Genomic DNA, 24494 nt, shown 5'->3' with positions numbered 1-24494 from the left:
GTTCATTCAGGTGCATACCGGAAGGAAACCCATTACAGGTCTGTCTCAGAGGGTTCTGAGCAGGCCCAACTCGGTCTGCACCCGCCGGTACCCGAGCCAGTTGTTGATGGCAAGCATCGGCCCGTTCTCGTCGTCGTTGGAGGTGTACGCCGACATGATTCCGGCGGCCGCCGCGCGCCGCAGAGCAACCGACTTCACCAGCTTCGCCAGCCCTCTCCCACGGTGCCCGGGAATCGTCCCTGTCATGCCCGACCACATCCGGTCACCGTGCGTCTCGACCACCGTGAACGACGCCATCTCGTCGCCGGCCATCGCCGCGACACTGAGCGACTTGTCCAGCGCCGGGCCGTTCCAGATCTCTTCCAGCCACCGGTCGTAGTCGACCGAGTCCAGCGGCGAGTCGCCCGGTTCGTCCAGCGAGGCGATCGCGTCGGCCGTGTACGCCGCGTGCGGGTCGACGGTGTCGAAGGCGACGAGTTCGATCCCGTCGGGCGTCTCCGGCTGCTCGGGCAACGACGTCAGCTCGACGCCGGAAAAGTGCATCTGCCGTGTCCCGTCGTACCCGAGGTTGCGGGCGAACTCGAGGCCCTCGGGCTGCACGAACGTCCGCACACGCACGGCACCCACCTCGGTGAGGTGCTGGTGCAGTCGGTCGGCGAGCTCGCTGCCGATGCCTTGCTTACGATGGTCCGGGTGCACGTAGATGCTCAGGTGGGCTTGGCCCTGCTTGCTCGTCCAGACGTTCAGGCCGGCCGACGCCCACGCGACGACCTCGCCATCGCATTCGGCGACCAACGGCAGGAACCGCTCCCCCGGCGACTGGACGGTGAGCATGTGCCGCGTCGCCGCCGGCGACATCACCTTGTACGGCGCTACTACCCGCCGTACCGCGGCCACTGCCTCGGCGTCGTCTGCCACGGCCTGCCGTACTACCGCCCGGGTCCTCATGCCCCGGACCTTAGCCAGCACGTCGTACCCACGCCACGCATTAACAAGGCGCAACGTGATCGCAACGGCGGCGAGAGTCCTGTGATTCGGCTGTGTAGCGGACTCGTACTAAAGTGGCGCGGTGCTGTCGGACTGATCGCCCCGACCGCCGGAAGTGCCATCGTGGTTCCACGCGACGGGGTCACCGGCGGCGGGGCGTCCGACGTTCAGCCGTAGGTCGCCAGCGCGGCCTGGGCAAGCTCCAGCATCCGGGCGCGCAGGTCGCCGGGTTCGAGCACCTCCAGGTCGCCCGCGAATCCGAGCAGTACGCCGGACGCCGCCTCCCGGACCCGGAAGTGCAACCGCAAGTGCGGCCACTCGTCGTCCGACGGGACATCGCGCGCCACCTCACCTTTGGCGAGCATCGGCGAGGCGATCCGCCGGATCAGTTCCACCTTCTCCGGCCGTACCCGGACCAGTACGTCGACCCCGACGGGCGCCTGCCGCTCGAGGCCGGACCGCAGCCGCTCCCACTCGGCGCGGACGTCCAACCCGTCGGGCCGGTCCGCCGCCCCTTCCAGTACGTCGGCCTGCTCCACCCGGGACACCCGGTACATCCGCGCCGCCCCGCGATGCGCCGCCACCAGGTACCACCGCCCTGCCTGCTCGACGAGCCCCCACGGGTCCACAGTTCGTTGCTGAACGCCCTCACTCGCCGAGGCGTACCGCAGTCGCACCCGTCGCCGTTTGACGACGGCCTGCCGCAGTACGGGCAACGCACCGGTGTCCTCCGCCTCCGCGAACCACCGACGCCGGTCCACGACGATCGCACCGGACAACGCGTCCGCGTCCCCCTGCAACTCCACCGGTAACGTCGCGGACAGCTTTCCCATCGCCGAGTGCAACGCATCCTGCAGCCCGAGTTCCTCCGACAACGCCGCCCGTCCGGACCACGCGAACAACGCCTGGGCCTCACGCGGCGTCAGCTCGCTCACATCGGCGCGGTACCCCGGCAGCAACACACAGCCCCCGTTGCGCCCCCGCTCGGAGTACACCGGTACGCCGGCCGCGGACAACGCCTCCATGTCGCGCATCACCGTCCGCGTCGAAACCTCCAGCCGCTCGGCCAGGTCCCGTGCGCTCAACCGCTCATGCCGCTGCAGCAACAGGATGATCTGCAACAACCGGTCCGCTCGCATAGGAACTACGACACGTCGATCATCCGTCGAAGGGCGAACTTGACTGCGGCCACGTCGTCAGGTGTCAACTGGTCACGATGCGGCTTCTTCAAGCGCTGAGCGCTGATCGACTTGATCTGGTCAGTCATCGCGTAGCCAGTCGTGTCCCCGAGCTGAACGGTGGGATGAAACGGGAGTCCCCGGTCCCGTGTAGTCATCGGCACGACGATCGCAAGCCCGTTCGGCAGGCTGCAGGCCAGCGGCGATCCCACGACTATGGCTGGTCGTCGGCCCGCCTGCTCCCTGCCGAGCTGTGGATTGAAGTCGACCCACCAGACCTGCCACGGGGAAACCCGCGGCAGGCTTACCACTCGGCAATCTCGGTGTCGATGTCTTCCAGCGCCCCAGCTTCAGCGCGATACTCACTGAGAGCTTCCGGGTCGGCTGACAGACGGGCAATCGCCGTCGCAGATGCATGCTCGAAGAGCACGATCCTGAGCGCCTCGTCGAGGCTGACTCCACCCAACTCGTCCTCAGCGACGCGGGCCAACTCGTCCCGCGTCGGGACAGATACCCGCATAGTGGTGTGCATACCGCAAGAATAGCACGCATATATGCGATGTAAACATGGCCGCATGCAAAGCTGTCGGCCCTAGGCGATCCCGCCGTTCAGCATCAGGCCGCCGTCGATGGTGATGGTCTGGCCGGTGATCCACGACGCCTCGTCGGACAGGAGGAACCAGACCAGCGAGGCGACGTCCTCCGGCCGGCCCAGCCGACGCAAGGGGTACGTCGACGCCACCTTGTCCTCACGCCCTTCGTAGAGCGCTCCGGCGAACTTGGTCTTGACCACCGCCGGAGCCACAGCGTTCACGCGGATCTCCGGGGCCAGCTCGACGGCCAGCTCCTGCGTGACCCGGGACAGCATCGCCTTGGTCGCGCCGTACCACCCGATGCCGGGCGACGGCCCCAGGCCGGCCACCGAGGACAGGTTGACCACAGCCCCGCCGTGGGCGCGCATCCACGCGTCCCGGCAGGCCTTCACCCAGGCGATCGTGGCCAGCACGTTGGTGTCCACCATCTTGGCCGCGACCGCCTGGTCGACGTCCAGCAGCTTCCCGTAGATCGGGTTGATGCCGGCGTTGTTGACCAGCAGGTCCACCGACCCGTACGTCGCCACCGCCGCGGCGACGACCGCGCCACGATGCGTCGGGTCGGCCGCCTTGCCGGCCACGGCCAGCGCGTGCTTCCGGCCGCCCAGGGTCCTGACTGCCTCGTCGAGGGTCTCCTGGGTCCGGCCGGTGATGACGACGCGAGCGCCGTCGGCCACCAGGCGCTGCGCGATCGCGAGCCCGATACCGCGGGACGCTCCGGTGACGATCGCCGTTCGGCCGTCCAACGCCATCAGCTGAGGCGCTCGAGAACGATCGCCATCCCCTGACCGCCGCCGACGCACATCGTCTCGAGACCGAACTGCTTGTCCTCGAACTGCAGGCCGTTCACCAACGTGGTCATGATCCGCGCGCCGGTCGAGCCGAACGGGTGGCCGAGCGCGATCGCCCCGCCGTGCACGTTCAGCTTGTCCTCGTCGATGCCGAGCTCACGCGCCGACCCGATCACCTGGACCGCGAACGCCTCGTTGATCTCGACCAGGTCGATGTCACCGATGCTCATGCCGGCCCGCGCCAGCGCCTGCTTCGACGCCTCGACCGGACCGAGGCCCATGATCTCCGGCGACAGACCGCTGACACCGGTCGACACGATCCGCGCCAGCGGCGTCAGGCCGAGCTCGCGCGCCTTGGTGTCGCTCATGATCACGACCGCGGCGGCGCCGTCGTTCAGCGGGCAGCAGTTCCCTGCCGTCACGGTGCCGTCGGGACGGAACACCGGCTTCAGCTGGCTGACCTTCTCCAGCGTCGTACCGGCCCGCGGTCCGTCGTCCTTGCTCACCACGGTGCCGTCCGGCAGCGTCACCGGGGTGATCTCGCGCTCGAAGAACCCGTTGTTGATCGCCTTCTCGGCCAGGTTCTGCGAGCGGACGCCGAACACGTCCTGGTCCTCCCGGCTGATCCCCCGCAGCGTCGCCACGTTCTCCGCGGTCTGGCCCATCGAGATGTAGATGTCGGGGATCTGCCCGTCCGCCCTCGGGTCGTGCCAGGTGTCGTTGGTCTCGGCGTACTTCTCGGTCCGCGCGACCGCGTCGGTGAAGACCGGGTTGAACGAGCTCGGGTCGCCGACCCCGGCCGAGCCGAAGTTCTTGTACCGCGAGACACACTCGACGCCGGCGCTGACGAAGATGTCGCCCTCACCGGACTTGATCGCGTGGTACGCCATCCGCGCGGTCTGCGTCGACGACGCGCAGAACCTGTTGACCGTGGTCGCCGGCGTGTTGTCCCAGCCCAGCTGGACCGCGACCCGACGCGCCATGTTGCCGCCGTGCTCGTCGTGCGGCTCCGCGCAGCCGAGCGCGAGGTCCTCGATCTGGTCACCCGTCAGCCCGACCTTGTCGACCGCCGCCTTGATCATCTGTACGGCGAGGTCGTCCGGCCGGATCGTGGTCAGCGACCCCTTGTACGCACGGCCGATCGGCGAGCGGGCCGTGGACACGATGACTGCTTCAGGCACAACGGTTCCTTTCTACAGGCCCAGATCGCGGCCGATGAGTTCTTTCATGATCTCGTTCGAGCCGGCCCAGATCTTGGTCACGCGGGCGTCGCGCCAGGCGCGGGCGACCCGGTACTCGTTCATGTAGCCGTACCCGCCGTGCAACTGGACGCACGCGTCCAGGATCTCGTTCTGCACGTGGGCGCTCCACCACTTCGTCTTCGCGGCGTCGACCGCGGACAGCCGGTCCTCGTCGTGCGCGACGATCGCGTTGTCGACGTACGCCTGGGTGACCTCGGCCTTGGTGACCAGCTCGGCGACCAGGAACTTGTTGTACTGGAACGAGCCGACCGGCTGGCCGAACGCCTTGCGCTGCTTCACGTACTCGATCGTCTCGTCGAGGATCTGGGTGGCGTGCGCGATGTTCGACACGGCGGCGCCGACCCGCTCCTGCGCCAGCCGCTCCATCATGTGGATGAAGCCGCGGTCCACCCCGCCGAGCACGTTGTCGTCACCGACGAAGACGTCCTCGAAGAAGAGCTCCGACGTACCGGACTCGGTCTGGCCGACCTTGTCGAGCTTGCGGCCGCGGGCGAAGCCCTCCATGCCCTCCTCGACCACGAACAGCGTGATGCCCTTTGCGCCCTTCGACGGGTCGGTCCGCGCGGCGACGATGACCAGGTCGGCCATGTCGCCGTTGGTGATGAAGGTCTTCGAGCCGTTCAGCACCCAGCCGCCGTCGGCCTTCTTCGCGGTCGTCTTCAACGCGGCCAGGTCCGAACCGCCCGACGGCTCGGTCATCCCGATCGCGGCGACGTACTCACCGGCGCAGAACTTGGGCAGCCAGCGCTGCTTCTGCTCCTCGGTCCCGAGATCCACGAAGTACGGCGCACAGCAGTCGTAGTGGATGCCGAAGCAGCTCGACAGCGACGCAGAGACCTTCGACACCTCCTCCGCGAACACGGCGTTGAACCGGTAGTCGCCGACGCTGGATCCGCCGTACTCCTCCGGCACGTCCAGCCCGAGGAAGCCCTGCTTGCCGGCCTCCAGCCAGGCAGCACGGTCGATCGTCTTCTCTTCGAGGAACTGATCCATCCGCGGCACCAGCGAGCGCTCGCAGTACTCCTTGGCGCTGGCTCGGAATGCGTGATGGTCCTCGTTGAAGATGACGCGCTCCATCTAGGCCTCCCCAAGGTGTGAGATGCATGGCTAAGCGCTTGCTTAGCTTCACGCGTTTGGTGCAAGGTGTCAACGTGTCCGCAGTCACCGATCCCCTGGTGTGGGAGCACGTTCAGCCGGCCGCAGCCCGCCGGCTGCTCACCGGTGCCGTCGACGCGTTCGCGGAGCGCGGTTACCAGGCCACGACGACCCGCGACATCGCCTCCCGCGCAGGTATGAGCCCGGCCGCCCTGTACGTGCACTACCCGTCCAAGGAGCGCCTACTCTTCGAGATCAGCCTGTACGGCCACAACGCGGCCCTCGACGTACTGCGTTCCGCCGACGACGGTCCGACCCCCGCCGACCGGTTGCGCTCTCTGGTCGCCGCCTTCACCGCTTGGCACGCGCAACACCACACCATCGCGCGCGTGGTCCAGTACGAGCTCGCAGCGTTGAGCCCTGAACACCTGGCAGAGGTCGCGACGATCCGCCGCGCCATCTCGGCCCAGATCGAGCAAGTGCTGGCAGACGGCGTACAGGACGGCACCTTCGCCGTCGCCGACCTGCCGGGCACGACCCTCGCCGTACTCTCGCTGTCCATCGACGTGGCCCGTTGGTACACCCCCCACCGCGGCGACCCCGAAGCTCTCGGCAAGTTGTACGCCGACCTCGCGCACCGCATGGTCCAGGCATGAGAAAACCCCCGCAGGTGCGGGGGTTTCTCGGGGATCAGGCCTGCAGTGCGGCCTGGACGTCGAGGTGGATGTCCACCTTGTCACCGATCAGCAGCTTGCCGCCCTCGAGCGGCACGTTGAAGTCGATGCCCCACTCCTTGCGGCTGATCGACGCGGAGGCCTCGAAACCGATGATGGTCTGGCCGTACGCGTTCTGGTCGACACCGAGGAACTCGACCGCGAGCTCGATCGGCTTGGTGACGTTCTTGATGGTCAGCTCGCCGGCCAGGACGTAGTCATCGCCCTCGGGCTTGATCGCGGTGCTGACAAAGGTCATCTTCGGGCTGTTCTCGGCGTCGAAGAAGTCGCCGGAGCGCAGGTGCCCGTCGCGCTGCTCGCTGCGCGTGTGCACGGAGGCCAGCTCGACGGAGACGTTGGTCGCGGACTCCTCTATGGTGTCCTTGACGACGATCTCGCCGCTGAACTCCTGGAAGGTGCCGCGCACCTTGGTCATCAGGTGGCGGACGGTGAAGCCGATCTCGCTGTGCGCGGCGTCGATGGCGTACGTGCCGGCGACCAGGCCGGGGATGCTGCTGGTCAGGGTGCCGGTGGTGGTGTCGCTCATGGGGTCCTCTCGGAAAGTGCTGTTGCTGGTCGGGGGCGACGCAGCCAGGTCTATAGTTAAAACTTCAACCGATGACTACGACAGTAGGCAGTAACGGTTTAAAAGTCAACTACATTCCCGCTACACTGTTCCCGTGACGATGGAGACTGAGATGGACCGGGGGACTCGGTGGCTCAACGCCGAGCAGCAGGTGGCGTGGCGTGCGTACCTGCTGGGGACCGCACGCCTGATGGCCAAACTCGACGACGACCTGCGCCAGTTCGGCCTCGGAATCAACGACTACGAGATCCTGGTCAGGCTCTCCGAGGCGCCCGACCGGCGGCTTCGGATGGCCGACCTGGCCGACCGGCTGCACCAGAGCCGGTCCCGCCTGACCCACACCGTCGGCCGCCTCGAGGCCGCCGAGTTGGTCCGCCGTACGTCGTGCACGAGCGACAAGCGCGGCGTCTGGGCCGAGCTGACCGACGCCGGCTTCGGCCTGCTCGAGCAGGCCGCGCCGTACCACGTCGAAGGCGTCCGGGAGAACCTCGTCGACCTGGCGAGCCCCGAGGACTTCGCCGCGGTCGGCCGCGTGTTCGACGCCGTCTCCGAGCACATCGGCCAGCGGTAGTCAGGGCCGCGGGGCGATCTCCAGGGTCAGTTCGTCCCGGTTGGCGCCGCGGTAGGCCATCATCTGGTCGCGCATCCGGCGCTTGGCGGGCGGCAGGTGATTGACCGTGCGCATCGCCGTACGCATGCCTGCCAGCGCCAGCCGGCCGATGCCCGGCTTGTGCACCGGATCGTCGGACGTCATCTGCGCGCGTGACTTGAGGACCGCATCGAAGCCGTACTCGATCATCCGGGCCTCGTAGTCACGCACGGCCGGGACGAGTTCTTGCTTGCCGTCACGGACGTCGATCAGCTTCCGGCAAAGGTTCACGGCGTCACGCAGTGCGGTGTTCGCGCCGACGCCGCGGCCCGGCGTCATGGTGTGGATCGCGTCCCCGAGGAGTGTGACGTTGCTGCTCTCCCAAGGCTCGAGCGGGACCGAGGTCCAGATGTTCACCGGGAAGCACGTGCCCGGATCGGTCAGCTCGAACAGCCGGCGCAGATTCGGATGCCAGCCGGGCGTCGCCTCGAGCGCGACCCTGATCAGTTCCGCGCCGCGGAGCTCCATGATGTTCGCGGGCAGCTTGTCCTTGGCCGCCGACAGCCCCCAGTTGATGTAGTCGCGGGTGTTGTCGAACTGCAGTCCCGGCCAGCGCCGGATCAGCTCCTCGGTGTTGCCGCCGATCCCGTCCTTGACGTTCCCGTCGTGGTCCCACTGGAACTCCATCACGTGCAGGATGCAGGCGAACCCACGGGGTGCGTTGACCAGCGAGATCCCCTCGAACACCTTCGGCGGCAGGAGTTTCGCGCTCTCCTCGGTGATCGGCAGCTTGCCGGCGATCGCCACGATCCCGGTCTCCTCGGTCTTCGCCTGCGGCAGGTACTGACGGCGTACGCGGGATCCTGAACCGTCGGCGGCGACCAGGAGATCACCGGTGGCACTCGTACCGTCGGCGAAGTACGCCGTCACGTGGTCCGCGTGCTGTTCGAAGCGGGTGAACTCCTTGCCGAACTCCACGATGCCGTCGAGGCCGGTCAGCAGCACCTGGCGCAGGGTCATCCGGCTGATCGACTTCTCACTCTCCACGGGGTCGGTCGACTCCGGCAGCTCGAGCGAGAGCAGCTCCTTCAGGTCCTCGGTCAGCATGTTGAAGTACTTCGGGTCGCGCGCCTTCGTGGCCACGAACGTGTCGTAGAGCTCCTTGGGCAGCAGCGCGTGCAGCGCCCGGCTGCCGTCCGGGTCGATGCCGACCCGGTAACCGTGCAGGCCGTCCGTCCGCAGCGCGTCGCGCTCGAACACGGACACCTCGATCCCGGCGCGCCGCAGCCCGTGGGCCAACGCGAGCCCGCCGGTCCCGCCGCCGATCACCAGCACCTTCATGATCTCTCACTTTCTCAAGTATCTTGGAATCTCGAGTATCTTGGAGATCCGAGAGAAATGCAAGCTCTATGCTGAGGCGGACCATGACCAGTTCCCGAGAAGAGCTCGCCGGCGAGATCCAGCAGCGGTTGGTTCGGTTCATCGCCGGCGTGGTGCTGTTCAACCACGCGGTCTCCGCGAAGGTCGGCCTCGGCGCCAGCGACTCCCAGTTCATGACGCTGCTGCGGACCTACGGCCCGATGACGCCCCGGCAACTCGCCGAGCACACCGGCCTGACGTCGGGCACGGTGACCGGCGTGATCGACCGGCTGGAGTCGCACGGTTTCGTCACCCGGGAGGCCGATCCGCGTGATCGCCGCAAGGTCGTCGTCACGCCGTCGCTGCAGGCGATCCAGGAGAAGCTGGTGCCGCTGTACGCCGAGCAGGGCGAGAGCATGCAGGCGGTCCTGGCGACCCGATCCGAGACCGAACTCCGGACGATCTCGGCCTTCCTCAAGGACGCGATCGACAACGCTGTAGTCCCGGACTAAACCTTTTGAGACCGTCGGCGGGTTCCGGGACGCTTGGGCGATGACGGATTTCCATCAGGACGGCCGCGCCGGCATCGACGCACACCTCGTACGGCGACTGCTCGCGCAGCAGTTCCCGCAGTGGGCCGACCTGCCGGTGACGCCGGTCAAGATCGACGGCTGGGACAACCGGACGTACCGGCTCGGCTCCGGGCTGACCGCGCGGCTGCCGACGCACTCGAGCTACGTGGCTGCCGTCGACAAGGAACACCAGTGGCTGCCGGTTCTCGGCCCGCAGCTGCCGGTCGAGATTCCCGAAGCGGTGGCAAAGGGCGCACCCGGTGAGGGGTACCCGTATTCATGGGCGATCCGGCGGTGGATCCCGGGCGAGACCGCGTCGGTCGAAACCGTTGCCGATCTCGACGAGTTCGCACGGTCGATCGCGTCGTTCATCCTGGCCTTGCAGAGCATCGACGCGACCGGTGGACCAGCTGCCGGTGCGCACAGCTTCCATCGCGGAGCGCCACCGGAGTACTACCACGACGAGACGCTCGCGGCCCTCGCCGTACTCAAGGGGAGGATCGACACCGATCTCGCGCGTGAGGTGTGGGACGCGGCGCTGGCGACGTCATGGGATCGGCCGCCGGTGTGGTTCCACGGCGACATCGCCAACGGCAACCTCTTGGTCCAGGACGGTCACCTGTCCGCCGTGATCGACTTCGGTACGTCGGGCGTGGGCGACCCTGCCTGCGACCTGGTCATCGCCTACACGTTCTTCTCCGGCTCGTCCCGCGCCACATTCCGTGACGCCGTCGATCAGGACCCGGCCACCTGGGCCCGCGCCCGCGGTTGGGCCCTCTGGAAGGCCCTCATCACCGAGGACTTCCGAGTCATCGACAACGTCCTGACCGACTACCGAACTCAGTCCAGCTAGGACACCGAGTCAGAGGTACGCCGTCACGCCCTCGCACTCCGCTACCGGAGCAGCGTCGTCGGCTTGTTAGCCACTCGGCTGTCCGCCGTACGAACAGCTCGTCGATGTACGGCACGAGCCAGCCGCCGCGGGTGAAGTCGTCGGTCGTGTCCTCGGTCGGCGACCCCAGCCCCTGACTGACGCCGTCCAGGGTGACGAACTCCGTCAGCACGAGTCTCATTTCTCGACCAGCTCCGCGAGCTGCACGATGACAGTCCCCCAACCGTCGGCGAACCCGAGCTCCGCGTGCCGCTTGCGACTCGTGGGATCGCCGTGCCGAGCCACCATCCGGTACGCCGTACCGTCCGGGTGATCGTCCAGGAACACGTCGGCCGTCACCGCGATCGGCTGTGCATCCGCCGGCCGCCACGTGCTGTCGATCGCATTCGTGAACGCGATCCGCTCGAGCTCGTCGGCGGCCAGGATCACCGCGTCGAGATGCGGAACGAACTCGCCGCCGTCCTCACTCAACCGCGTCACGATCGCCCCGCCCGGCCGCACATCCAGCCGCTCGACGCGGCAGACCGCCGGCGCCGGCACCCACCATTGCTCGAACCGCTTCGGATCGGTCCACGCCCGCCACACGGCCTCCCGGGGCGCACGGATCACCCGCTCCACCAGCAGATCCAGCTCCGGATCGAACAGTTCACGACTCACGATTCCTCCACCTGTTCCTCCGTTGTGACGAAACGCTCCAGCCGGTCGGTGCGGTCCTCCCAGATCCGCCGCTGCTCGGCGAGCCAGTTGTCCACCAGCTCCAGCCGCTCACGGTTGAGCACACAGGTCCGCACCCGCCCGGTCTTCACCGTGCGGATCAGGCCGTTGGACTCGAGCGTCCGGACGTGCTTCATGAAGGACGGCAACGTGATCGGGAACTCGGCCGCGAGCTCTCCCACGCTCGTCGACCCCTGTCCCAGCCGCCGGATCACCCTCCGCCGCGTCGGGTCGGCCAGCGCCACGAACACGCCGTCGACGTCCGCCGAATACTGTGCCATGAGGCTAAGTATGGCCTTGGCTCGATAGTTAGCGCAAGGGCTAAGTGTCGGAAAGCACGAAGGACCCGGCTCCTGTGTGGAGGCGGGGTCCTTCGACGGCGTGCTCAGTCGCCCAATCGCTCAATCGCTGAGCGCTCAGTCGCGCGTGAGCTTGCGGTAGGTGACGCGGTGTGGCCGGGCCGCCTCCGGGCCGAGGCGCTCGACCTTGTTCGCCTCGTACGACGCGAAGTTGCCCTCGAACCAGAACCACTTGGCCGGGTCGTCCCCGGTGCCTTCCCAGGCCAGGATGTGGGTCGCCACGCGGTCCAGGAACCACCGGTCGTGGGACACGACCACCGCACAGCCCGGGAATTCCAGCAAGGCGTCCTCGAGCGACTGCAGGGTCTCGACGTCCAGGTCGTTGGTCGGCTCGTCGAGGAGCAGCAGGTTGCCGCCCATCTTCAGCGTCAGCGCCAGGTTCAGCCGGTTCCGCTCACCGCCGGACAGTACGCCGGTCGGCTTCTGCTGGTCCGGGCCCTTGAAGCCGAACGAGGCGACGTACGCCCGGCTCGGCATTTCGAAGTTCGCGACCTTGATGTAGTCGAGCTCGTCGGACACCTGCTGCCAGACCGTCTTCTTCGGGTCCAGGCCGCCGCGCGACTGGTCGACGTACGAGATCTTGACCGTCTCGCCGAGCTTCAGGCTGCCCGCGTCCGGCTGCTCCTCGCCGACGATCATCCGGAACAGCGTCGACTTGCCGACGCCGTTCGGACCGACGATGCCGACGATGCCGGCCCGCGGCAGGCTGAAGCTCAGGCCGTCGATCAGCTTGCGGTCGCCGAAGCCCTTCACCAGCTTCGAGACCTCGAGCACGGTGCTGCCCAGTCGCGGACCCGCCGGGATGTTGATCTCGTCGATGTCCAGCTTCCGGGACCGCTCGGCCTCGGCCGCGAGCTCCTCGTAGCGGGCCAGCCGGGACTTGCTCTTGGTCTGCCGGGCCTTCGCGTTCGACCGGACCCACTCGAGCTCGCGCTCCAGGATCTTCTGCCGCTTGGCGTCCTTCTGCCCCTCGACGACCAGCCGCTGCTGCTTGGTCTCCAGGTACTTCGAGTAGTTGCCCTCGTAGCCGTACGTCCGGCCGCGGTCGAGCTCGAGGATCCACTCGGCGACGTTGTCCAGGAAGTACCGGTCGTGGGTGATGGCCATGACGGCACCGGGGTACTTCTGCAGGTGCTGCTCGAGCCAGAGCACCGACTCCGCATCCAGGTGGTTGGTGGGCTCGTCGAGGAGCAGCAGGTCGGGCTGCTGCAGCAGCAGCTTGCACAGCGCGACCCGGCGGCGCTCACCACCGGACAGGTTGTCCACCAGCACGTCGGCCGGCGGGCAGCGCAACGCGTCCATCGCCTGCTCCAGCTGGGCGTCGACATCCCAGGCGTTGCGGTGGTCCAGCTCCGTCTGCAGGTCACCCATCTCGGCCAGCAGCGTGTCGTAATCGGCGTCCGGATCGGCCAGCTCGGCGGAGATCTCGTTGAAGCGGTCCAGCTTCTGCTTGGTGTCGCCGACCCCTTCCTGGACGTTCTCCAGCACGGTCTTGCCCTCGGTCAGCGGCGGTTCCTGCAGCAGGATCCCGACCGTCGCACCTTCGGCCAGCCGGGCCTCGCCGTTGGAGGGCTGGTCGAGCCCCGCCATGATCTTGAACAGCGAGGACTTACCGGTGCCGTTCGGCCCGACCACGCCGATCTTCGCGCCGGTGAGGAAGTTCAGCGTGACATTGTCGAGAACGACCTTGTCGCCGTGCGCCTTCCGGACGTTGCGCAGCGTGTAGATGAATTCCGCCATACCCCAGAGCCTATGTGCTGGGGCGGCCCGTTTCCCAACCCGGCCATGGCGGTTGTCCACAGACCCGAAGTTCGGGCCGCCGATCGGGGTGCGACAGGTGCACCTTCTCCGGGTGACAGCACACGCTCTCCGAACGGAAGGAACCCGTCATGAGCCTCGGCGACACCTACCTCACTGTTCTGGGCTGGATCGGCAGCGAACCCGATTTCAAGGAGATCCGCCAGACTCCGCACGCCAGCTTCCGGGTCGGATCCACTCCCCGCCAGTTCGACAGATCCCTCAACACCTACGTGGACAAGCCCACTACGTGGTACACGGTGCAGTGCTGGCGGAGCCTTGCCCAGAACGCCTTCGACTCCCTCCGCGTCGGCCAGCCCGTGATCGTCACCGGCCGGCTGCGCACCCACGAATGGACCGACGACTCCGGCGAACTCCACAGCCGCGTAATCCTCGAAGCCTTCTCCCTCGGCCATGACCTCAACCGCGGTACGACGACCTTCGCGAAGAACGCGCCGCGCACGGACTCGGTCCGCACGCCCGCCGAGTCCGCGGAACGCCCGATCGAGACGACCGCCGCGCCGTACCCGCCCGACGAGTACTCCGTCGCTCCTCTCCCGCTGTCCGCGACGGCGGAGGCGGCGTGACTATCTCAATGTTGACTTATATAAGTCCTGACCGGCATTCTGAGGATCGTCGCAGCAGCCGAGCAGGAGAGGGAACCATCCGTGATCGACATCCTCGAGCACATCAACGCGGTCCAGCGCGAGGTCAGCCGCACCGGCGAGACCGTGACGGTGCTGATGCGCCGTTCCTACCAGGCGGAGCCGGCGGAGGTGTGGGACGCCCTGACGGACCCGGAGCGGATGCGGCGCTGGTTCATGCCCGTCACCGGGGACCTCAAGGTCGGGGGTTCGTTCCAGCTGGAGGGCAACGCCGGCGGCGACATCCTGGAGTGCGATCCGCCGAAGAGCTTCAAGGTGACCTTCGGCGGCCCGAACAGCCTGCTCGAGCTGCGGCTGCTGCCCGGCGCGGGCGCGTCCACCGAGCTCGAGCTCGAACACTCGATGGGCGAGGCCCCGGCCCCCGGTGGCTCCGGCGCACTGTGGGTGGGTCCGGGCTGGGACGGCGGCCTGCTCGGCCTGGCGCTCTACGTCTCCGGCGAGCTGCCGGCCGACGCCGACCCGGTCCAGATGGCCAACTCCCCCGAGGTCATCGACTACAACGAACAGTCCGTCCGCGCCTGGATCGAAGCCATCCGGGCGTCGGGCACCACCACCGAGGACGATCTCCTCAGCGCCGCCAAGATCTCCCTGTCGCAGTACGCACCAGACGCCGAGCTCTGAGCCTTGTTCGGGACGTACGGCGGACGGGCGTCGCCTGCCCGCCGGTACGACTACTGCCGGGCGGTGGCGACGCTGTCGCGGCACTTGGTGTAGGCCGCAAGCTCCTCGCGGGCCGGCGCAACCACGTGGCTGTCGGCGACGTTCACCAGCTCGGCCCGCAGCGCCGTGGCTACCTGCCGGGACCGCCGCAGCGCTCCGCTCGTGGCGGCCAGGCGGCAGACGAAGGAGAGCGCCAATCCCAGGACGGCGCCACCGACCAGCATGATCCACGCGTACGGAATGCCGTTCCATTCCGGCAGTGGCGGATCGTTACGGTCAGCGATCCGCGCCACCAGCAAGGCGATCAGCCAGGCGGCGCCGCCGAGCGTCACGAGGAAGAGGAGCCACTGCACGACCCGGGCGAAGCTCCACCACCCGGGACTGCTGGACACACCAAGGTCGGTCCGCGCGACCGCCTGGTCGAGCTCGTCGCCGAGCGACTCCTCGCGCCGCCGGATCGCCGAACGCACCGAGTCCGCCCACGGACGCGACAGCCCTTCGGCGGCCTTGTTCGTGATCGTGCGGACCGCCGCGTCCATTCGCGCCCGCTGCACAGGAGTTGCCGCAGGCAACGAAGAGCGGGCGATCGCGACCTCGCTCGCCGCGGACTTGCGCAACGCCTTGCCTTCCTCACGGGACATCTGGTCGCCGTGCAGTCGTCGCAGCGGATCCGGACGGAACCGTCCCAGCCACTTGGTCAGCGGCCACCCCGTCGCAGCCCGGGCGCGCTGCAGGTAGGAGCGCCGTACGGCGTCCGACACGACTGTCAATCCGCTCGCGTCCGCGAGCGAGTCGACGAGTTCGGTGACATCGGCCTCGGCGATCTCGGGCGTCTTGGCGTTACCGCACTGGCTCGCCATCCGGTCCGCGACCCGATCGACATCGGCCGCGAGCCGCACGCGCGCCGCGCGCTTGTTGCTGACCCGCTTGACCAGAAGGGAGCGAACCTCTTCCAGACCATCGCCGCTGACCGCCGACGTGGCAACGACCGTGGGCGACTTGAGACCGTCCGACTTGAGCAGCTTGTCCAGGTCCTCGAGGCAGCTCTTCCGCTGCTCCGGCGTCAGCTTGTCCATGTGGTTCAGCGCGAACACCATCACCCCGGAATGCGAGGCGAACGGCTTGATGTAGCGGTTGTGCAGTGCCGCATCGGCGTACTTCTGCGGATCCACCACCCACACCAGCATGTCGACCAGCTCCACGAGCCGGTCGACGATCAAGCGGTGCTCCACCTCGGTCGAGTCGTGGTCGGGAAGGTCCAGCAGGACCAGACCGTCCAGGTCCTCGGACCGGGCGTCCTCGAGCGAGCTGCGGTGCTGCACCTGGTGCCGGCGCGGGATCCCCAGCCAGGTCAGCACCTCACCGGCCGGTTCGTCACCCCAGACACAGGCGAGCGGCATCGAACTGGTCGGCCGGCGGGTACCGATCGCGGCCAGGTCGAGCCCGGTCAGCGCATTGAACAGCGAGGACTTCCCCGAGCCCGTCGCGCCCGCGAGCGCGACCACGGTCAGGTCGCCCGACATGCGCAGGCGCTGCCCGGCGCGGTCGACGATCTGCGTGGCCTCCGTGAGCACCACAGGATCCAGCCGTCCGTCGCCGGCCTCCGCGGCCGCCTTGAGCGCGTCGATCTTCTTCAGGACATCGGTCTCGGCCCGCGTCGGGGTCTCGACCGTATCCACTGTTTCCGTCACGTGCAGTCCTCCACCGCGCGCGCGGCCTCCGTCAGTTGCCTGGCCGTCTCGGCGTCGACCGGATGCTGGTCAAGGACAGCCAGATAGCGGGCGAATTCGGCATCCATCAGGGCATGAACCTTACCGTCAAGATCCTCGCGCGCCCTATCGACCATGCCCTGAACTGCCTTGTCACCGAAAACTGCCTCCAGCAGCCGTTGCCCGACGACCGCGCTGCCCGCTCCGGCGCTGGTCTGAGCGCCCTTCGGGATGCCGGCCCCGCTGGCGAACACCACCACCATGAGCGAAAGGCCGAGCCCGTTGACGCCGTACTCCAGAATGCGCGCCGTCGACTTCTTGTCCGCGCCTTCTCTGCGGACCAGATCGAGGACGAACGTCTGCCATTCCCGCACCGCGCGGCTCGCCGCCGCTGGGAACTCCTCCGACATCGCACCGAGCGGCCGGCCGTCGTTGCCATCGGCACCGTTAGCGGTTCGGCCGGCCTCGGCGGCGGCCAGGAGCTGGCGACCCGGAGCGGTTGCCTGCCACGCTTTCTCGGCGCGCTCCGCCGCAGCAGCCGCGTGCTCGCGCAGCAGCGACTCCAAGCCGGACTGGATCGCGTCGCTGACGTCGCGGGTCTCTGCCGGTTTGTTGCCGAGCGAGCCCTTCAACCGGTCCCGCAACCGGCCCGCATTGGACTGCAGCCCCTTCAGCAGCTCCCCGGTCCCGACGAACTCCTGCCATCGCGCCAGCACCTCGCCGCGCAACAGCGTCCCGTCCTGGCACGCCTTCGCGATGTCCTTGACGCCCTGGTCGTACGCCGACTCCACCGAGGTCCGCAGTTCGACAGCGGTCTCGGCCTGCGCCCTGACCGCGGCCGCGAACGACGGGGTCTTCTTCACCATCGCGCTGACCGCGCCCTGCAGGGTGCGGCGTACGACGGCCGCCCGCGCCTCCGCGTCGGCGGCCAGGTCGACCAGCCAGTCCTTGATCGAGGCAACGGACTGCTGCGGCAACATTCCGTTGCTGTCGACAACCGTCTCCTGGATCGAGAACAGCGGCGAGTCGCCGAGGCCGCGCTCGAGCAGCATCTGCGCGAGGTGTCCGGTGATGTCGTCGATCGTCTCGCTCGGCGCCCGGTCGAGCACCACCGCGACCGCCGTACTGCGATCCGAGGCACTCTGCAGGAACTCCCACGGCACCGCGTCGGAGTACCTGGCCGCGGTCGTCACGAACAGCCAGAGATCGGCCGCCGCGAGCAGCTGGGTCGCAAGATCACGGTTCGCCTCGACGACGGAGTCGATGTCCGGCGCGTCCAGAATCGCCAGCCCGCGCGGAACGCTGTCGGCCGCCGCCAGCCGCAACTGTCCCGCGTCCTCCGTCCCGCCAGGTTCGTCCGAACTCGTCCGCGCCATCCCCGGCAGCACCCGGTCCCCGACGAACCAGTCGGCGTCCGCCGGGTGATGGATCAGCACCGGGGACCGCGTCGTCGGCCGCAGTACGCCCGGCTCGCTCACGACCTTGCCGATCACCGTGTTGACGAGCGTCGACTTCCCAGCCCCGGTGGACCCACCGACCACCGCCAGAATCGGCGCCTCCAGCTGCACGAGCCGAGGCAGCAGGTAGTCGTCCAGCTGATCCAGCATCGCCTTCTGCTGCTGTCGAGCCTCGTCAGCCCCCACAACCTCCAACGGCAACTGACTCCCCGCCAGCACACCCCGCAACTTCATCAAAGCAGTAATCAAAGCCATAGCAGCCTGCTCAGCCGCCAACCGCTCCGCCAACTGCTCCGCAGTCAACTCCTCCGCATCACCATCCCCCGCCAGCTCCTCCCCGGAGCCACCCCCCGCAACCTCACCCCCCGACTCCTGGCCGGCCTCCTCCGCCGACACATCCCCAGCACCATCAGCCTGGCCTACTGCCGCGTCGACGTCCCCAACACCATCCGCAACAGCACCGGCTCCAGCACGCGCAGCACCGTCCCCACCACCCACGGACTCGTCGCCCGCAGCATCCGCCAACTCCTCGCCAGCGACACCAACTGCATCCGCCCCCGGGTCCTCGCCCGCAGCATCCGCATCCGCGCCAGCCGATTCGCCCGCTCCAGCACCCGCAGCATCCGCCGACTCCGCGCCGGAGCCATCCGCCGCCTCATCTCCACCACCGTCAGCCTGGCCTACAACCTCGTCGGCCTCCCCAACACCATCCGCAACTGCGCCGGCACCGTCCTCAACCCCACCATCCACAGAGTCGTCGCCCGCGGCATCCGCCGACTCCTCGCCAGCATCCGCGTCCGCGCCAGCCGACGGATCCACTCCTGCATCCGCAGCCTCCGGCGACTCGCCGCTGGGGCCATCCGCCGACACATCTCCAGCACCATCAGCCTGGCCTACAACCTCGTCGGCATCGCCGACACCGTCCACAGCTGCACCGACTCCAGCACCCGCAGCGCCGTCCCCGTCCCCACCACCCGCGGAGTCGTTGCCCGCAGCACCCGCCGACTCCTCGCCAGCAGCACCAGCCGCATCCGTCCCCGGGTCCTCCCCAGCAGCATCCGCGTCCGCGCCGGCCGATTCATCCGCTCCAGCGGCGTCGTCCTCGTCCTCAGCCACCGAGTCGTTGCCCTCAGCATCAGCCTCGGCCGCGCCCGGGTTCTCGTCAGCTGCGTCCGCCCCAGCAGCTTCGTCCGCCTGCGCATCTGCAGCCGCGCCGGCCTCGCCGTCCGCACCAGCCTGGTCTGCAACGTCAGCTTCGTCGTCGGAGGTGGTGTCCTCCGCCGAATCCGTCGCCGACTCGTCGGAGGCGTCATCCGCGTCTACGGCGTCGGTCCCGTCCGAGCTCTCGGCCGCAACCTCATCGCCATCATCATCTGCCGCATCAGCTGCAACATCGTCCACCGGCGCATCCACGGAGACGGGCGCAGCGTCGTCAACCGACTCGCTGTCGCCGGCCGCCGTCGCGTCGGCGCCTGCCGACTCGTCAGCCGGCGCCGTGGCCTGCGTATCGCCCGCCTGCTCATCACCCGCGACATCCGCGTCGACCGAGGCATCGGACGTCTCCGACTGCTTAGGAAGACCGACAATGATGTTGCCGTACTCAAGAGGGAAGCCGTCAGGAGACTCGTCAGGCTCGTACACGATGCCGATAGCCGACCGCGGCCGGTCCTCCGCGTTGTCCGCAGGTACGTCCTCGCGCTCGGCCCCCGACGTACCAGCGTCCACGCCGTCCGACCCAGCCGAAGCCTGGTCGTCTGCCCGATCTTCTTCGTCCGCGCGTCCCTCAGCCTGACCGTCCTCCCCGGGACCATCGCCCGAGGCACCGTCAGACTCTGCACCTACCGACTCAGCTGCCGCCTCCGCAGACGACCCACCCACGGAACCGTCCTCAGCCGACCTGCCGGCGTCCCCAGACACTGCAACGTCCCCAGACGCTGCACCGTCCCCGGACACGGCATTCTCCCCAGACACGGCGCTGTCCCCAGCCGCAGCTTCTTCGCCGTCGCCCGTCTGGGTGGCTGACGCGGAGCCGTTGCCCGAGGTGTCGGAGGGCAGGGCTGGTTCTTCAGCGGTGGACTTGCGGCGCCGGCGGCGCCAGAAGCCTCGGGGCTTGGGGGTTGACTGGGCGATGAGGTTCGCCAGCTCCTGGGCAGGCTGATCCTGGTTCGGAACCCGCGGTTCCGAACCGTCACCAGCTGCTGACCTCATGTCAGCCACGGTGTCCGCCCACGAGCACAGAGTGCCCGGTCGGACAGCGCAGAAGCAAAGTCATCGTCATCCCCGTTTGGCGGCGTGGACGGGTGGCAGTCACTGCGGTGGTGGATACGGACCGTATCCTCCCGGTGGTCCTTGTTGACCAGGGGGTCCCGGTGGGTAACCGGGCTGAGCGGCCCCGTGACCGGATTGCCCAGCGGGATACCCGGGCTGAGCGGGCGGATAACCGCCCTGCGGGCCCGGATACGCGCCCTGCCCACCCGGTCCAACACCCGGCCCACCACCTGGCCCAACACCCGGTCCCCCCGGTCCGGGCATTGCCCCGCCGGGTCCGATCGGCCCACCGGGCGGCACAGGCGCACCGGCGTACTGCGGGGCAGCCTGGGCAAATGCCGGCATCGGAGGAAACGGGACGCTCGAACGCCGCTCGCGGAGCTCGTCGAGGAGCGCCTTCTCGGTCACCAGCGCCTCGGGGCCGATCACCTGGCGGACGATCTTGTCTCGCAGGTACGCCAGTTCGGTGGCGTTGTGCTGGAACGCCTTCGCGGCCACCTCCGCCTGGGCGCCGTACCGCCGCGCGTTCTGCCGCAGCGCCTTGCGCCCGCGCAGCGTCGCGATCAGCGGTACGTCCTGCGGCACCAGCCACCCGAACCGCACGTAGTCGTACAGCCGGGACGCAATCATCTGGCCCTCCCGGGACCGCATCACCAGCGCAAAGACCACGAGGCAGATGAAGAGCGGGACCATCAGGCACAGGTACGCGAGGATGAAGCCTCCGCCGCCTGCCCAGCTCGCGGACGCGTTCCACGCCGCATGCGCCAGTACCGCGGCCAGATACCCGACTACCGGGGCCAAATACCGTACGACGGTACTTCGGTGCCGGATCGCGACGCCGATGCCGATCGCGGTGAACGACGTGAAGAGTGGATGCGCGAACGGCGAGATCACGCCGCGAATGATGAACAGCGCGAACGCACCGCGCAGACCGGCGTCGCTGCCGGCCTCCTCGGAGAGCGTGTTGAAGACGCGACCGTAGTACAGGATGTTCTCGGTGAAGGCGAAGCCGACGCCCACCATCCCGGCGTACACCAGGCCGTCGATGATGCCGTCGAACTCCTTGCGCCGGACCAGCGCCAGCAGCAGGATCACGGAGCCCTTGGCGAACTCCTCCACCGGTGGCGCGACGAAGACGGCGGACCGGTCGCCGCCGACGCCGGTCTCGGCCAGCCGGTGCGACACCTCGGTGTTGATGAAGATGGCGGCCAACGTGGCGATGAACGCGCCCCAGCAGAGCGCGAAGACGATGTACTTCGTCGGCTCGGGCTCGTACCGGTCGAGCCAGAGGTAGAGCGCGATCACCGGGATGACCGGGACGAACGCGAAGACCAGGCCCCAGGTGAAGCCGCCGGCGCCGGTCGACTTGGCCACGATTCCGAAGATCACCAGGCCCGCGATCGCGAAGACCACCGCTATCACGATGCCGATCAGCACGCCGCGGTTCCGCCGCTGCCCGGGCACGGGATGGTTCCCGAGTACGTTGGGCTGCGGGTACGGTCCGCCGGGCGAGTACGCCGACCCCGCCGCGGGTTGCGGCGCGCCGGACTGGCCTGGTGAGGGGTAACTCATGCCCCGCAGCCTAGTTGGGGTGCAGATCGAGCGGCAGGACCACCCACTCAGCGTTACCGGGATGGAACGACAGCCCTGTACTTCGCCGCGCCCGGAACCCCCACGATCGGGAACCCAGAGGCGAGATCACCCCGAGATCTGAGAGACTCTTCCCTGCCATACGCCCCCGTAGCTCAGCTGGATAGAGCGTCGGACTTCTAATCCGTTGGTCGCAGGTTCGAGTCCTGCCGGGGGCGCTGCGCAAATGCCCAGGTCACGAGCCGGTACGTCGCCGGCGACATGGTCACCGGGGCGGATCAGGGCGTGGCGACGCGGATCGGGTCAGCTCGGCCCGCCATTGGTACAGCGCTTGCAGGGTCTGTACCCGCAATTGCTCGCCCAACCATGCGGCCATCGCGACGAGAACGGGCCGGTTGCCGCTCCAGTACGCCTCGAGCGCCGACCGCAGCTCGGCGGGATCGATCTGTCCTTCTCCCGCCCGCAGCAGCAGTCGCCGCAGGTCCTCGAGGTCGGCGGTCGCCCGCTCGATCCGTTGAGCGGAGTCGTCTACCGGACCGTTCACGTGGGTGGGACGGCCGGGCGTGCCGCACCGCCGGCGCCGAGGCCTTCGAGCAGCCGGATCAGGGCGTCGATCAGATTCTGCAGCAGGTTGCCCAGCACCCCGCTGAGATCGACACCGTCCAGCAAGCCGGCGATGGCGCAGAGCAAGTTGCCCAGCAGGTTGCCGGCGCCGGGGATGGCTTCGATGTCGAGCACCACCTCGTTCAGGTGGACGTGGAGCCCCAGCAGGTTCAGGTCGAGGGGTCCTAGATCCAGGTGCAGGATCGGACAGGGAGCGGGCGTAGGCGGGGGTTCGGTCATCAGGCACCTCGGAGTTTCGGCCGGGTTCACCGAAGGCGACAGCCCTGGGGCGGAGGGGCCCTTTCTGCCAGTCTCTGACCGCCTCCTGACCCGCGCAACCCCCCTTGGCCGACGTATTCGCATCTCCCCTCAAGTTCCGGGACTGAGAATCTCAGGGAGTTCCTAGCGACTTCTCAGTTCGTTCTCGGGGCGATCCACGCGTGCCGTTCGTCTTACCGGTACGCGTGGGAAGGACGCACCTGATGCATGCAGGAGTCATCGAAGGAGTACTGCGGGGCCGGGAGTTGCGGTACGCCGTTGACGCTGTCGTACTGCTGGCCGGCATACCCGGCGCAGGAAAGAGCACGTTCCTGCGCCGGGTGTTCGCCGGCCACAGCACGGTGCGAGTGCTCGACTCCGCCCACATCCGGGAGCGCTGGATGCCTGTCCTCGGCGCGATCCCCTACGCCGTCTGGCGACCACTCGTGCATCTGGTGTACTACGTGACCCTCCTGAGGGCGATGCGCCCCGGGCGCGGGCCTCTGGTGATCCACGACTGCGCAACCCATCCCTGGGCACGACACCTCATCGGCTGGCGTGCTCGCCAAGCGGGCCTCCCGCTGCACCTCATCCTCCTCGACGTACCAGGAGACGTAGCTCGCTCCGGCCAGTGGGCCCGCGGACGGGTCGTGCGGTCGACCAGCATGGAGACCCACTGCAGACGGTGGCCGGACGTGGTCGCGAGGGCAGCGAGCGACCCGGGCAGCGTGGTGCCGGGCGCACTGTCGGCGGTCGTCCTGTCACGGCGCGAAGCCGATCAGGTCGAGCAGATCGCGTTCGGTGACAACTACCTGAGGTCTGGTTGCCGCTGACCTCACGCGGGAACATGTGGGTGTCGAGGGACCCCGCCCGCTCGGTCCCGTGATGCCTCAGGAGGAACCCGTGAGGATCGAACGTACGTCACGCGTGCGCCGTACCGCCCAACTCCTAGCCGTCGTCGGTGCGGTCGCAGCATCCCTGTACGCCGTACCGGCGGAGGCGAGGGCTCCGTCGCCGGCTGCGCAGCTGGCCGCGGCGCAGTCCGCTGTCGAGCAGTCCGCCGTACGAGGGGTGGCCTGGTACACCGACGCGGCCGCAGGCAAGGTTGTCGTCACAGCCGACAGCACAGTGTCCGCCAAAGACCTTGCCGAGCTGCAGCGCGACGGCGTTCAGGTCAACCGCACGAGCGGTGTCTTCAGGCCGCTTCTGTCAGCCGGTGACGCGATCTACGGCGGCCAGTACCGCTGCTCGCTCGGATTCAACGTGCAGAAGGGCGGCAGCTACTACTTCCTGACAGCCGGCCACTGCGGCAAGGTCGCGAAGACCTGGTACACCAACTCGAGCCACAGCACGCTGATCGGCCCGACGGCCGGCTACAGCTTCCCTGGCAACGACTACGCGCTGGTGCAGTACACGAACACCTCGCTGAGCCACCCGGGCGGCTTCACGGCCGCGAACGCGTTCGTCGGTGAGAGCGTCACCCGCAAGGGCTCGACGACCGGCATCCACAGCGGGAAGGTGACAGCCCTCAACGTCACCGTGCGGTACTCGGGCGCCGGCAAGGTCGGCGGCCTGATCCAGACCACCGTCTGCGCCGAGCCGGGCGACTCCGGCGGTCCGCTGTACGACGGCACGAAGGCGCTCGGCATCACGTCCGGAGGTAGCGGCGACTGCAGCAGCGGAGGTACGACGTTCTTCCAGCCCGTCACCGAAGCCGCGTCGGCGTACGGTGTGACTGTCTACTGACCTTCGCTCGTCGACGATCCGGCCGCGCCTGGTGTGCGGCCGGATCGTTCG

Annotated in this window: 25 protein-coding genes and 1 tRNA gene; 9 read left to right on the top strand and 17 right to left on the bottom strand. The window is 68.2% G+C overall.

Going from position 1 to position 24494, the window contains the following annotated elements; all coding sequences use genetic code 11:
• Positions 1–45: 45 nt before the first annotated feature.
• The 7 genes from EV651_RS00430 to EV651_RS00400 form a co-directional block, all read right to left on the bottom strand.
• Entirely contained in the window at positions 46–948 is a 903-nt protein-coding gene (locus EV651_RS00430; RefSeq protein ID WP_133780764.1) for a GNAT family N-acetyltransferase, read from the bottom strand.
• Between the two features lie 206 nt (positions 949–1154).
• Positions 1155–2126 (bottom strand): YafY family protein, encoded by a 972-nt coding sequence (locus EV651_RS00425; RefSeq protein ID WP_133780762.1) that lies wholly within the window; start codon positions 2124–2126, stop codon positions 1155–1157.
• Between the two features lie 5 nt (positions 2127–2131).
• Positions 2132–2476: a type II toxin-antitoxin system PemK/MazF family toxin gene (locus EV651_RS00420; RefSeq protein ID WP_133780760.1), complete on the bottom strand. Its 345-nt coding sequence runs from the start codon at positions 2474–2476 to the stop codon at positions 2132–2134.
• Positions 2470–2697: a hypothetical protein gene (locus EV651_RS00415; protein ID WP_133780758.1), complete on the bottom strand. Its 228-nt coding sequence runs from the start codon at positions 2695–2697 to the stop codon at positions 2470–2472. The genes EV651_RS00420 and EV651_RS00415 overlap by 7 nt, the downstream gene beginning before the upstream one ends.
• Before the next feature lie 60 nt (positions 2698–2757).
• Entirely contained in the window at positions 2758–3510 is a 753-nt protein-coding gene (locus EV651_RS00410; RefSeq protein WP_133780756.1) for an SDR family oxidoreductase, read from the bottom strand.
• Positions 3510–4730 (bottom strand): acetyl-CoA C-acetyltransferase, encoded by a 1221-nt coding sequence (locus tag EV651_RS00405; protein WP_133780754.1) that lies wholly within the window; start codon positions 4728–4730, stop codon positions 3510–3512. Before EV651_RS00405 ends, EV651_RS00410 begins: the two co-directional genes overlap by 1 nt.
• Positions 4731–4742: 12 nt before the next feature.
• Entirely contained in the window at positions 4743–5888 is a 1146-nt protein-coding gene (locus EV651_RS00400; protein WP_133780752.1) for an acyl-CoA dehydrogenase family protein, read from the bottom strand.
• A 74-nt stretch (positions 5889–5962) separates the two neighbouring features.
• On the opposite strand from EV651_RS00400, the gene EV651_RS00395 reads away from it, so the two are divergent.
• The gene (locus EV651_RS00395; RefSeq protein WP_202870102.1) at positions 5963–6562 is read left to right on the top strand and encodes a TetR/AcrR family transcriptional regulator; all 600 of its coding nucleotides are present in this window, start codon (positions 5963–5965) and stop codon (positions 6560–6562) included.
• 34 nt (positions 6563–6596) lie between these two features.
• Here EV651_RS00395 and EV651_RS00390 read toward each other — a convergent pair whose 3' ends face one another.
• Positions 6597–7166, bottom strand: coding sequence for a YceI family protein (locus tag EV651_RS00390; RefSeq protein WP_133780749.1), 570 nt, complete (start codon positions 7164–7166; stop codon positions 6597–6599).
• Positions 7167–7317: 151 nt separating this feature from the next.
• On the opposite strand from EV651_RS00390, the gene EV651_RS00385 reads away from it, so the two are divergent.
• Positions 7318–7776, top strand: coding sequence for a MarR family winged helix-turn-helix transcriptional regulator (locus EV651_RS00385; protein WP_133782014.1), 459 nt, complete (start codon positions 7318–7320; stop codon positions 7774–7776).
• Here the strand turns inward: EV651_RS00385 and EV651_RS00380 are convergent, their stop codons facing one another.
• Positions 7777–9135 carry an NAD(P)/FAD-dependent oxidoreductase gene (locus tag EV651_RS00380; protein WP_133780747.1) on the bottom strand — a complete coding sequence of 453 codons (1359 nt, stop codon included), beginning with the start codon at positions 9133–9135 and terminating at the stop codon, positions 7777–7779.
• Between the two features lie 83 nt (positions 9136–9218).
• Here EV651_RS00380 and EV651_RS00375 point away from each other — a divergent pair, with 83 nt between their 5' ends.
• Positions 9219–9665 (top strand): MarR family winged helix-turn-helix transcriptional regulator, encoded by a 447-nt coding sequence (locus EV651_RS00375; RefSeq protein ID WP_133780745.1) that lies wholly within the window; start codon positions 9219–9221, stop codon positions 9663–9665.
• Positions 9666–9705: 40 nt separating this feature from the next.
• Positions 9706–10578 (top strand): aminoglycoside phosphotransferase family protein, encoded by an 873-nt coding sequence (locus tag EV651_RS00370; RefSeq protein ID WP_133780742.1) that lies wholly within the window; start codon positions 9706–9708, stop codon positions 10576–10578.
• A 216-nt stretch (positions 10579–10794) separates the two neighbouring features.
• Here the strand turns inward: EV651_RS00370 and EV651_RS00360 are convergent, their stop codons facing one another.
• The 3 genes from EV651_RS00360 to ettA all read right to left on the bottom strand — a co-directional run bounded on the left by EV651_RS00360 (position 10795) and on the right by ettA (position 13430).
• A complete protein-coding gene (locus EV651_RS00360; protein ID WP_238156562.1) occupies positions 10795–11274 on the bottom strand; it encodes an SRPBCC domain-containing protein in 480 nt (159 codons plus the stop codon).
• Entirely contained in the window at positions 11271–11612 is a 342-nt protein-coding gene (locus EV651_RS00355; protein ID WP_133780740.1) for a helix-turn-helix transcriptional regulator, read from the bottom strand. Before EV651_RS00355 ends, EV651_RS00360 begins: the two co-directional genes overlap by 4 nt.
• 135 nt (positions 11613–11747) lie before the next feature.
• Positions 11748–13430, bottom strand: coding sequence for an energy-dependent translational throttle protein EttA (gene ettA, locus EV651_RS00350; protein ID WP_133780738.1), 1683 nt, complete (start codon positions 13428–13430; stop codon positions 11748–11750).
• A gap of 149 nt (positions 13431–13579) precedes the next feature.
• Between ettA and EV651_RS00345 the strand changes: the two genes are divergently transcribed.
• Both EV651_RS00345 and EV651_RS00340 read left to right on the top strand, forming a co-directional pair.
• Positions 13580–14074, top strand: a complete 495-nt coding sequence (locus EV651_RS00345; protein WP_133780736.1) for a single-stranded DNA-binding protein — start codon at positions 13580–13582, stop codon at positions 14072–14074.
• Positions 14075–14155: 81 nt separating this feature from the next.
• Positions 14156–14773, top strand: coding sequence for an SRPBCC family protein (locus tag EV651_RS00340; RefSeq protein WP_166658450.1), 618 nt, complete (start codon positions 14156–14158; stop codon positions 14771–14773).
• 50 nt (positions 14774–14823) lie between these two features.
• On the opposite strand, the gene EV651_RS00335 is transcribed toward EV651_RS00340, so the two are convergent.
• The 3 genes from EV651_RS00335 to EV651_RS00320 all read right to left on the bottom strand — a co-directional run bounded on the left by EV651_RS00335 (position 14824) and on the right by EV651_RS00320 (position 21818).
• The gene (locus EV651_RS00335) at positions 14824–16503 is read right to left on the bottom strand and encodes a GTPase (protein ID WP_133780734.1); all 1680 of its coding nucleotides are present in this window, start codon (positions 16501–16503) and stop codon (positions 14824–14826) included.
• A complete protein-coding gene (locus EV651_RS41135; protein ID WP_238156561.1) occupies positions 16500–19703 on the bottom strand; it encodes an AAA family ATPase in 3204 nt (1067 codons plus the stop codon). Before EV651_RS41135 ends, EV651_RS00335 begins: the two co-directional genes overlap by 4 nt.
• 582 nt (positions 19704–20285) lie before the next feature.
• The gene (locus EV651_RS00320) at positions 20286–21818 is read right to left on the bottom strand and encodes a PrsW family intramembrane metalloprotease (protein WP_133780732.1); all 1533 of its coding nucleotides are present in this window, start codon (positions 21816–21818) and stop codon (positions 20286–20288) included.
• Positions 21819–21980: 162 nt separating this feature from the next.
• Here EV651_RS00320 and EV651_RS00315 point away from each other — a divergent pair.
• Positions 21981–22054 (top strand) — tRNA-Arg (locus EV651_RS00315).
• 47 nt (positions 22055–22101) lie between these two features.
• On the opposite strand, the gene EV651_RS00310 is transcribed toward EV651_RS00315, so the two are convergent.
• Both EV651_RS00310 and EV651_RS41750 read right to left on the bottom strand, forming a co-directional pair.
• Positions 22102–22380 carry a hypothetical protein gene (locus tag EV651_RS00310; protein WP_133780730.1) on the bottom strand — a complete coding sequence of 93 codons (279 nt, stop codon included), beginning with the start codon at positions 22378–22380 and terminating at the stop codon, positions 22102–22104.
• Positions 22377–22679 carry a hypothetical protein gene (locus tag EV651_RS41750; protein ID WP_202870101.1) on the bottom strand — a complete coding sequence of 101 codons (303 nt, stop codon included), beginning with the start codon at positions 22677–22679 and terminating at the stop codon, positions 22377–22379. Before EV651_RS41750 ends, EV651_RS00310 begins: the two co-directional genes overlap by 4 nt.
• A 242-nt stretch (positions 22680–22921) precedes the next feature.
• Here EV651_RS41750 and EV651_RS00300 point away from each other — a divergent pair, with 242 nt between their 5' ends.
• On the top strand, positions 22922–23530 hold the full coding sequence (locus EV651_RS00300; protein ID WP_133780728.1) for an AAA family ATPase: 609 nt from the start codon (positions 22922–22924) through the stop codon (positions 23528–23530).
• 70 nt (positions 23531–23600) lie between these two features.
• Positions 23601–24443, top strand: coding sequence for a S1 family peptidase (locus EV651_RS00295; protein ID WP_133780726.1), 843 nt, complete (start codon positions 23601–23603; stop codon positions 24441–24443).
• Positions 24444–24494: the final 51 nt, after the last annotated feature.

This window comes from Kribbella sp. VKM Ac-2571 (genome assembly GCF_004362255.1).
In the GTDB taxonomy this organism is placed as follows: domain Bacteria; phylum Actinomycetota; class Actinomycetes; order Propionibacteriales; family Kribbellaceae; genus Kribbella; species Kribbella pratensis.
Note: the sequence above shows the minus strand (reverse complement) of the source record. Positions and strands in the feature narration are given on the sequence as shown.